The following is a 9,043-nucleotide window of genomic DNA, read 5'->3' on the forward strand; positions in this document are numbered from 1 at the left end:
CGAGGTTCTCCGGAGTGACTGGAGTTCAGACGTGTGCTGTTCCGCTCACTCGGAGACGACCTTCCGGCCGATCCGTTCTCCGCCTCAGCGGCAACGAGTGATTACTCTACACACGCTCCGGGGGTGCAGCGAACCGGGCCACCGCCCGGGCGTGTCGTCCCCGGACTTCCCCGCGGACTCGCGGATGTCGGGGTACCTGCGCGCTTCACCGGGGCCGGGAACGACGGGAGGCGCGGTGCGAAACTCGCACCGCGCCTCCCGTCCGGAACAGACCGTCCGGAACAGACCGTCTTGAACAGACCGTCCGGAACAGACCGTCCGGAACAGACCGTCCGGAACGGACGATCCGGCCCGGATCACCACCAGGCGACCCGACCGCTCGCCTACTCGGCCGCAGCCAGCTGACCGCAGGCGCCGTCGATCTCCTTGCCGCGGGTGTCGCGCAGCGTCGTCGGGACGCCGGCCGCGTTGAGCCGGCGGACGAACTCGTCCTGCACGTGGGGCTCCGACGAGGTCCACACCGAGCCGGGCGTCGGGTTGAGCGGGATCGGGTTGACGTGCACCCACCCCTTGCCTCGGGCGTTGAGCTTCTCCGCCAGCAGGTCCGCACGCCAGGCGTGGTCGTTCATGTCCTTAATGAGGGCGTACTCGATGGAGACGCGACGACCGGTCTTCGCGTAGTACTCGTACGCGGCGTCGATCGCCTCGTCGGCCTTCCACCGCGAGTTGACCGGGATGAGCTCGTCGCGGAGCTCGTCGTCCGGCGCGTGCAGCGAGAGCGCGAAGGTGAGGGGGATGTCCTCGTCCGCGAGCTTCTTGATCGCGGGGACGAGCCCGACGGTCGACACCGTGATGCCGCGGGCGCTCATGCCGAGACCGTGCGGCTGCGGGGCGACCATCGTGCGGACCGCCTCGATCACGCGCTTGTAGTTCGCGAGCGGCTCCCCCATGCCCATGAAGACGATGTTCGTGACGCGCTCGGCGTCGACGCGGTCCTGCCCGCCCTTGCGCGGGTCACCCCCGAGCTCGCCGGCGGCGATCGCGGCGTTGGCGCGCACGATCTGCTCGATGATCTCGGCCGTCGACATGTTGCGCGTGAGCCCCGCCTGGCCGGTGGCGCAGAACGGGCAGTTCATCCCGCACCCGGCCTGCGACGACACGCAGAGCGTGATGCGGCCGGGGTAGCGCATGAGCACCGACTCGACGAGGGCGCCGTCGTGCAGCTTCCAGAGGAACTTGATCGTGTCGCCCTTGTCCGTCGCCAGGCGCCGCGTCTCGGTGAGGAGCGGCGGCAGCATGCCCGCGACGAGCTCCTCGCGCTGGGCGGCGGGCAGGTCGGTCATCGTCGCCGGGTCGGACGAGTAGTGCGTGAAGTAGTGCGTCGAGAGCTGCTTGGCGCGGAAGCCCGGCAGGCCGAGCTCCTTGACCTTATCGACGCGCTCCTCGACCGTCAGGTCGGCGAGGTGCACGGGCGGCTTGCCGCGCTTCGGCGACGCGAACTGCAGGAGGGGTCGGCCCTCGGAGTCCTGCGCCTGGGTCCAGCCCTCGGTGCGCGGGCGCACCTGCGGACGAGCGGAGCGCTGCTCCTCGAACGGGGTGCGGGTCTCGGTGGCCATCACTCCAGTTTACGGGAGGTGCGCAACTCCCCGCGGACGCCGACGGAACGGCCCGCCGACGAGCGTGCGGGCGGGCAGCGGACGGGAGGCACGGCTCGACTCCCGAGGTCCGCCCCGGCGGGCGGACGGCCGGGTCACTCCCCCGCGGGCAGGAGGCGGGCGAAGTGGTGCGCGTTCGGGTACACCGGCACGATGTCGACGGGGTCGCCCGGGTGCGGGGCCTGCAGCACGATGCCGTCGCCGAGGAAGATCCCGACGTGGTCCTCGTCGTCGAACACCACCAGGTCACCCGGCTGCGCCTCGGACTCGGGGATGGTCGTGGCGACCGCGTCCTGCGACGGCACGTAGTGCACGAGCGGGATGCCGACGGCCGCGTACGCGACCATCGTCAGGCCGGAGCAGTCGATGCCCGCGTGGCTCGCACCGCCCTCGACGTAGGGGTCCCCCATGTACTGCAGCGCGGTCGAGACGATCGTGGCGCGCTTGCCACCCGCGGACAGGACCGCCGAGATGGCGTCCTCGGCCTGCTGCGTCGTGACGCCGTACTTGGTGACGATGGTCGGGTAGGACACGACGGTCGTCGTGGTGGTGATGCCGTCGGTCCGAACGACGGGGACCTCGACGTCGCGGGCGACCGTGAAGGACTGCGCGTCGTCCGCCGCGGTGGTCAGCGACGAGTCACGCGACCGGTCGTGCGACGAGGTCGCCGGGGCCGCGTCCGCCGGCAGGGCGAGCGTCAGGCTCGAGGTCACGGCGAGCGCCGGCGCGAGCAGGAGCGCCGCCCGCTTGGCGTTGACGGCCCGACGGACGTGGCGGGGGTCGGCGGCGCGCTCGGCCCGAAGGACGGCCGTCCGGGTCAGCACCGCGGAGCCGGCGACGGCGGTCGACGCGAGCGGGCGCGGCACGGGACGGTGCACCGGGCGGGGCGAGGGCGCGTTCTCCACGCGGACCGCGCGGTCGGCGGTGGCGTCCCGGGCGGCACGACGACCACGGGGACGACGCAGCTCCGCGGGAACCGACGGTGTGGACGGCGACGCCTCGGGTGCTGCCGGCTCAGGTGCTGCCGATCGGGCAGCGTCGGGGGCTGCGGGCAGGGCGTGACGTCCCATGGTTCCTTCCGGGTCGGCCGAACGACTCGGGAAGACAACGTATTGGTAACGGTCCGGTCACAGGCTGAGCAGTGCCCCCGGGTTCCTGCGGTTCGTCTCAGTCTCGAGTTCGCCTCAGTCTCGCGCGAGGTGCTCGGCGACCCGTTCCTGCACGGCCCGGGCGTCGTGGTGGTCCCACAGGGCGAAGTGCGTGCCGCCCGGCAGTGTCACGAGCTCGACGTCCGGCACGGCTGCCGCGGCACGTGCGCTGTGCCCGAACGGCACCTCGGTGTCGGCGTCGCCGTGCACGAGGAGCGTCGGCGCACGGACGGCACCGAGTTCCAGGTCGTCCACCGCCCCGAGCACCCGGACGTCGTTGTCCCACCCGGGCCGGAACGCGCCGCCCGCGTTCCCGCTGGTCGACAGGTCGAGCACGTCCCGTCGCCGGCGGAGGTCGTGCACGACCTCGGACACGTGGGCGGTCAGGGCGCGTCCGTGCAGGGAGCTGACCCCCGCCTCGACGGTGCGGACGACGACGGACGGCAGCACGCGGGCGGCCGTCGCGGCGACCGCGGCACCGAAGGACGTGTGTGCGACGACCCACTCGGCGAGCGACGGTCGCGCCGGCGTCCAGCGGCCGGAGAGCCCGGCGGCGACCACGAGCGAGCGGACCCGGTCCGGGTGGCGGACCGCGAAGCGGTAGGCGACGGGTCCGCCGCCGGACCACGCGAGCACGGCGACGCGGTCGATGCCGGTGCGGTCGAGGAGGGCGGCGTAGCGGTCGGCCTCGTCGTCGAGCGACGACCGACCCGGGACGAGCGGCGTGCCCGGGTACCCGGGGCGGGCGACGGTGACGACCCGGAAGCGGTCGGACGGCAGGAACCGTGCCATGGCGTCCGCCGCGGTGATGCCGCCCGGGGTGCCGTGCAGCACCAGGACCGGCGCGCCGGTGCCGCGGACGGCGACCGCGACGCTGTCCGCACCGGTGGCGGGCGACGTTCCGGGCTGCATCCCTGCACGCTACCCAGGCGACCTCGCACCGGACCGGGCGGGCGCGGTGGACGCGCCGTGCGCCTCCCGTCCGACCTGCGGATCCGGACAGGCCTGCCCATCCGGAGCGGCCTGCGCATCCGGAGAGGCCTGCGGACCCGGACGGGCCGGCCGCTCGACCGCCGAGGCGACCGCGATCGTCCGGCGCTGTCCGCGGAGTGTCTCCCCCGGGTGCTCCCCGTAGAACGCGGCGTAGGACCCCGAGAAGCGACCCATGTGCCGGAACCCACACGAGTGCGCGACCTCCGCCACCGTGGTCTCACGGGCATCCGCGAGCTGCAGCGCGATCCGTGCCTTCGCCAGCCGGAGGTCGCGGAGGAAGTCGGTGGGGGTCGTGGCCTCCTGCCGCTGGAAGGTCTCCTGCAGGGTCCGGACGCTCATCTCGGCGGCCCCGGCGATCTCGGCCGCGGTCAGCGGGCGGAGGAAGTGCGCGTACATGTAGGCCTTGGCGCGGTCGAGGGCGGCGACCGGCACGTCCGGCAGCCCGCCGTCGGGTGCGGGGTGGAAGGCGTCGATGACCGCCTCGGCCAGGGCGAGGTCGAGCGCGGCGCGCGCACCGTCGGCGACGGAGACGTCGAGCATCGGGCCGGCGACCTCCCGGAGGGTCCGCTGCAGCGGTGCGAGCCGGACCGACGGCGCGGAGACCGGGAAGGCGAGCGGGACCGGCGGTGCTGCTCCCCCGATGACCGCGACCGCCTCGAGGAAGTCGGCGTGGAAGTGGACGAGGTGCACCGTGCCGGCCGGCGCGGACACCCGGAACGGGCGCCCGGCGGGGAGCATCACGGGGACCCCCGGTCGGAGGGTGACGCCGTCCTCGCGCTCGGGGTCCACCACGACGCCGCCGTCCGCCGACCACGCGAGCACGTACTGCCGCCCCGGCACGAGGACACCCCGCACGTGCGCCGACGAGGACGCGGTCCGCAGGCTGACGCAGCTGTCACCGACCGAGCGGTACCGGAAGGCGAAGGCACCGTCGAGCGCGTCCGGACCGAACACGACGTCGCGCGCTCCGTACACGCTCGCCACGATGTCCCGCGCCTCGTCGGGGTCGCTGCCGCTGCGGACGACCTCGTGGACGGCGGTCCGCCGCGAGGCCCCGGGCGTGGAGTCGGCAGGCGGCGGGTCGGCAGGCGGGGCGACGGTCACGTGCGGTCACCGCGGCCCGGACCGCGCACACGGGCGAGGTCGGCGAGCGACGGCGTGACCGCTCCGTCCGGCACCGCCCACCCGCGACGCGCGGCACGGCGGAGCGTGCGGTAGGTGGTCACCCGGACCTGCTGGACGCGGTGGTCGGACTCGTACGTCGACATGTCGTGCTCCCTGCATCACGACCGTCCTGCGTCCTGCCCGGTCCCGGGACCTCGGCGTCGGGTCTCCCGACCCGAGCAGCCCCGCGTGCCGCGGACACCGGACGATCTCGTCGTGTGCGCGACGGTACGCGCGGGGTGGACGGTGGGACGCGGGGCGCGTCCAGCGTCCGCGCAGATCGGACGGACCGGGACGGGACGGCGGCCGGACCGGGCGTTGCGGCGGTCGGTCGTGCACAGCGGCGGACGGGAGGCGCGGGGCGGGCCGGTCGCGCGCCTCCCGTCCGCCCCGGTGTCGGTCCCGCCGTTTGCCGGTCCGGCAACGCCCCTTGCGCCCGTCGCCCGGTCCGCGGTGCACTGGGCGGATGCAGGCACACGAGCACACGGGCACCGGGGACGCCGGGACGGCACACGGCGGCGGCACGGGCGACACGGACGCCGTCGATGCAGGAACGACCGCCCGCGAGTGGTGGGAGGCCCGGTACGCCGCCGGGGACGGCATCTGGTCGGGTCGGGTGAACGCCGTGCTCGCGGCGGTGGCACCGACGCTGCCGCGCGGTGCGGGTCGGGCGCTGGACCTCGGCTGCGGGGAGGGCGGCGACGTGGTGTGGCTCGCCGAGCAGGGCTGGACCGCGACCGGCGTCGACCTGTCGGACACCGCCGTGGAGCGCGGACGTCGTGCCGCCGCGGCCGCCGGTGTCGGGGAACGCACGTCCTTCGTGGCCGCGGACGTCGCGACCTGGGCGCCTGACGGCGACGGCCGGTTCGACCTGGTGACCGCGTCGTTCCTGCAGTCGTGGCCGGTCGAGATCCCCCGCGCAGCGATCCTGCACCGGGCCACCGGCCTCGTCGCCGAGGGCGGACACCTGCTCGTCACCGCCCACGCCGCACCGCCGCACGCCGACCTGCCCGAGGCGTTCCGCACCTACCGCTTCCCGTCGCCGGAGGAGGACCTCGCGTCGCTCCGGCTCGACGACGGCTGGGAGGTCGTGGTCGCCGAGGGCCGCCCGCGCAGCGCGACGGGTCCCGACGGGGAACGGCACGACACCGTCGACAGCGTGGTGCTGGTGCGACGCCGCGCGATCTGACCCGACGTCGGTGCGCTCGGGCACGGTCGCGTAGCCTCGGCCCCGTGTTCCTGATCTTCGGCACCCGCGGTACCGACACCCTGCTCACGGTCGTGCAGTTCGTCTGCGGGGTGTGCGGCGTGCACGCAGCGCAGCGGGTCGTCCGCCGCACGACCAAGCTCAGCCTGTTCTTCGTGCCGCTCGTCCCGCTCTCCCGCTCCTACCGGAACGAGTGCGTCAACTGCGGGGCCGTGACCCGGCTCACCGCGGAGCAGGCCGAGCACGCCCAGGGGTGGTCGGCGGGACAGCCGGGGATCTGACCCCGGTCAGTGCTGGCTGCTGTCGATGGGCAGCGAGTCGCTCGTGGTGCGCAGGGTCTCCTGCCGGAGCTCGAGCTGCGTGACGGCCAGCGCCGCGAGGTCGCGGAGGTTCGCCAGGTCGGCCTCGGTCGCCTCGCGGGGACGGACGTCGAGGACCGCCAGGGTGCCGACCGCGGTGCCGTCGTGCCGGAGCATCGGCACGCTCACGTAGAATCGGATGCCGAGCGGGCCGGTCACGAGCGGGCTCTGCCGCATCTCCGGGTGGACGGAGCCGTCCGGGATCACGACGGGCACGGGCACCGGTGCGAAGCCGTTCCGGAAGCTGATGTTCCGTGCGGCCTCGTCGACGCCGTCGGCGATCCAGGAGTGCGACCACTCGCGGTCCTCGTCGAGCACGTCGACCAGGGCGATCGGCGCGTCGAAGAGCCGGGCGGCCATCGCGACGGTGCGCTGGAGGGACTCCTCGGGCAGCGTGTCGAGGGTGGCGGGCCGACTGCTGTCGACCGTGCCGGTGCCGGTGCCGGTGCCGGTCGCGGTGCCCGTGCCCGTGCGGCCGCCGGCCGTGTCCGGCGTGGACGGACCGGCGGGCTCGGCGACCGCCGGGCCCGCGGAGCCGGACGTCGCCTCGTCCGCGGTCTCGGCGATGAGGACGTCCCGGAGCATCGCGACCAGCTGGCCGCCGAGCGGTCGTGCCGACGGGTCCTGCGCGGTCATCGCCCGGAGCAGGTGCTTCCACCGCTCGGGCAACGGCTCCGGCACGACCGGATCGCGGGAGAGCCGCGCGATCGCGGACTCCACCAGCGACCCCGGGAACTCCCGACGGCGGGTGAAGCACTGGAGCAGCACGAGGCCGAGCGAGTAGACGTCGCTCGCCGGGCCGACGTCCGCGCCGCGGGCCTGCTCGGGACTGAGGTACGCGGCCGTGCCGGTCGTCACCCCGTCCGCGGTCAGCCGCTCGACCCCGGCGGCCAGGGCGATCCCGAAGTCGGTCAGTCGGGCCCGCGCACGCTCCGAGCCGTTGCCGTAGTCGACCAGCAGGATGTTCGACGGCTTGATGTCCCGGTGCACGACGCCGTGGGCGTGGATGTAGTCGAGCGCCTCGGCCATGTCGTAGCCGATCTCGGCGATGTGCCGCGAGGCGAGCGGCCCCACCGAGAGCCGGGCCTCGAGGTCCTGGCCGAGGATGAGCGACATCACGATGAACCGCTGCGACCCGCCGTCCGCACCCGTGACCACGCCGGCGTCGAGGAGACCGACGAGGTTGTGGTGTTCGAGGGCCGCGAGCACGCCGAGCTCGCTCTCCTGCCGGGCGATGTCCACCGAGCCCGGGTGGAAGAGCTTCACCGCGACCGGTCGGTGCAGGACCTCGTCGGTGGCGCGGTAGACCGCCGACATCCCGCCCTGTCCGATGGCGCCCTCGATGCGGTACCGGCCGTCGAGGAGCGGCGCGGCGTCGTCGTCGTGTCCCATGCGTTCCTCGTCGTCGGTGTCGGCAGGCAACGATGCATCTTCGCATCCCGGTGGCCACACCGTCCGCCGCGCCACGTTCGGTGGACCGAACGCGTCGGCGGGGCCCCCGAGCGACCACCGGCGCGCCGGTAGCGTGGTCGGCATGCACACACACGGTGAGACGGCCTGGGAGGACCGCGTCGCAGCACTCTGGGACGACACGGCGGTCGGGGACGAGGAACGGATCGCCCGCATGCGCGACCTCGCATCGGTCGCGCCGCACCCGGCGCTCGGCGCCTTCGAGCTCGGAGGCGCCTTCGACTCCGGTGGCCGCGAGGCCGACGCACACGAGCGGTACGCGGCGGCGACGGCAGCGGGACTCGCGACGGTCGATCCCGACCGAGCAGCGCGCATGGTCGTGCAGCACGCGTCCACGCTCCGCAACCTCGGGCGGGTGGACGAGGCCATCGCCATGCTGCGGGACGCACCGAACCACCCGTCGACGGGTGCGGCTCCCCGTGTGTTCCTGGCGCTCGCGCTGCACAGCGCCGGCCGCGTCGACGAGGCGCTGCGGGTGGCGATCGAGGCCGTCGAGCCGACACTCCCCCGGTACAACCGATCGGTGCGGGCCTACGCCGCCGCGCTCACGGACACACGCTCCCGCTGACCGACGGGACCGAACGACGGACGAGAGGCGCGGTGCCAGCTGGCACCGCGCCTCCCGTCCGTCGTGGGGTTCCGCCTCAGCGCGAGGCGGCCTTCTCGATCTTCTTGCGGAGCTTCGCGCGCTGCTTGCGCGCGTGCGGGTCGTTCCAGGCCTTGCGGATGGTCTCGGCCGTGCTCGTCTTCTTGACGACGGGACGGTTGGACCGGGAGCCGATCCAGATGCCGATCAGGGCGATGAGCCCGATGGCGATGATGCGGTTGCGCATGGTGTCCTCCTGGTGTGGTTCCTACTGGACGCGGGAGCTGGTCTGGCTGAGTGCGGTACGGGTGCCGCCGGTGAGGTGGACCAGGACCGGTACTTCTCGGCCGAGGGTGTGGTCGAGGGTGGTGACGGCGTGGTCGACGGCGTCGAGGACGGTGACCGCGTCGCCGCCGCGGGGGCAGAGGCGAAGAGGGGCGTGGTGGGGAAGAGGGGTCAGG

General features: G+C 73.9%; 10 protein-coding genes and 1 pseudogene. 3 read left to right on the forward strand and 8 right to left on the reverse strand.

All coding sequences use genetic code 11. The features are described from left to right. Positions 1-383: 383 nt before the first annotated feature. The 5 genes from rlmN to H7A69_RS16720 all read right to left on the reverse strand — a co-directional run bounded on the left by rlmN (position 384) and on the right by H7A69_RS16720 (position 5,064). Entirely contained in the window at positions 384-1,616 is a 1,233-nt protein-coding gene (gene rlmN / locus H7A69_RS16700; protein ID WP_182048077.1) for a 23S rRNA (adenine(2503)-C(2))-methyltransferase RlmN, read from the reverse strand. Positions 1,617-1,750: 134 nt separating this feature from the next. Further along, positions 1,751-2,725 carry a C40 family peptidase gene (locus H7A69_RS17570; protein WP_259346283.1) on the reverse strand — a complete coding sequence of 325 codons (975 nt, stop codon included), beginning with the start codon at positions 2,723-2,725 and terminating at the stop codon, positions 1,751-1,753. 114 nt (positions 2,726-2,839) lie between these two features. Beyond that, on the reverse strand, positions 2,840-3,715 hold the full coding sequence (locus tag H7A69_RS16710) for an alpha/beta fold hydrolase (protein WP_182048078.1): 876 nt from the start codon (positions 3,713-3,715) through the stop codon (positions 2,840-2,842). A 9-nt stretch (positions 3,716-3,724) separates the two neighbouring features. Beyond that, entirely contained in the window at positions 3,725-4,900 is a 1,176-nt protein-coding gene (locus tag H7A69_RS16715) for a helix-turn-helix transcriptional regulator (RefSeq protein WP_182048079.1), read from the reverse strand. Further along, positions 4,897-5,064 (reverse strand): hypothetical protein, encoded by a 168-nt coding sequence (locus H7A69_RS16720; protein WP_182048080.1) that lies wholly within the window; start codon positions 5,062-5,064, stop codon positions 4,897-4,899. The genes H7A69_RS16715 and H7A69_RS16720 overlap by 4 nt, the downstream gene beginning before the upstream one ends. A gap of 362 nt (positions 5,065-5,426) precedes the next feature. On the opposite strand from H7A69_RS16720, the gene H7A69_RS16725 reads away from it, so the two are divergent. Both H7A69_RS16725 and H7A69_RS16730 read left to right on the forward strand, forming a co-directional pair. Then, positions 5,427-6,149 carry a class I SAM-dependent methyltransferase gene (locus H7A69_RS16725; RefSeq protein ID WP_182048081.1) on the forward strand — a complete coding sequence of 241 codons (723 nt, stop codon included), beginning with the start codon at positions 5,427-5,429 and terminating at the stop codon, positions 6,147-6,149. A gap of 44 nt (positions 6,150-6,193) precedes the next feature. Next, entirely contained in the window at positions 6,194-6,448 is a 255-nt protein-coding gene (locus tag H7A69_RS16730; RefSeq protein WP_182048082.1) for a zinc-ribbon domain-containing protein, read from the forward strand. A 6-nt stretch (positions 6,449-6,454) separates the two neighbouring features. Here H7A69_RS16730 and H7A69_RS16735 read toward each other — a convergent pair whose 3' ends face one another. Continuing rightward, positions 6,455-7,948, reverse strand: coding sequence for a protein kinase domain-containing protein (locus H7A69_RS16735; RefSeq protein ID WP_182048083.1), 1,494 nt, complete (start codon positions 7,946-7,948; stop codon positions 6,455-6,457). A gap of 112 nt (positions 7,949-8,060) precedes the next feature. Between H7A69_RS16735 and H7A69_RS16740 the strand changes: the two genes are divergently transcribed. Then, entirely contained in the window at positions 8,061-8,564 is a 504-nt protein-coding gene (locus H7A69_RS16740; protein WP_182048084.1) for a tetratricopeptide repeat protein, read from the forward strand. A gap of 76 nt (positions 8,565-8,640) precedes the next feature. Here H7A69_RS16740 and H7A69_RS16745 read toward each other — a convergent pair whose 3' ends face one another. Both H7A69_RS16745 and H7A69_RS16750 read right to left on the reverse strand, forming a co-directional pair. Then, positions 8,641-8,829 carry a hypothetical protein gene (locus H7A69_RS16745; protein WP_182048085.1) on the reverse strand — a complete coding sequence of 63 codons (189 nt, stop codon included), beginning with the start codon at positions 8,827-8,829 and terminating at the stop codon, positions 8,641-8,643. A gap of 21 nt (positions 8,830-8,850) precedes the next feature. Next, positions 8,851-9,043: pseudogene (locus H7A69_RS16750) on the reverse strand (hypothetical protein); the annotation flags it as partial.

Source organism: Curtobacterium sp. ME26, from assembly GCF_903970945.1.
GTDB lineage: Bacteria > Actinomycetota > Actinomycetes > Actinomycetales > Microbacteriaceae > Curtobacterium > Curtobacterium citri.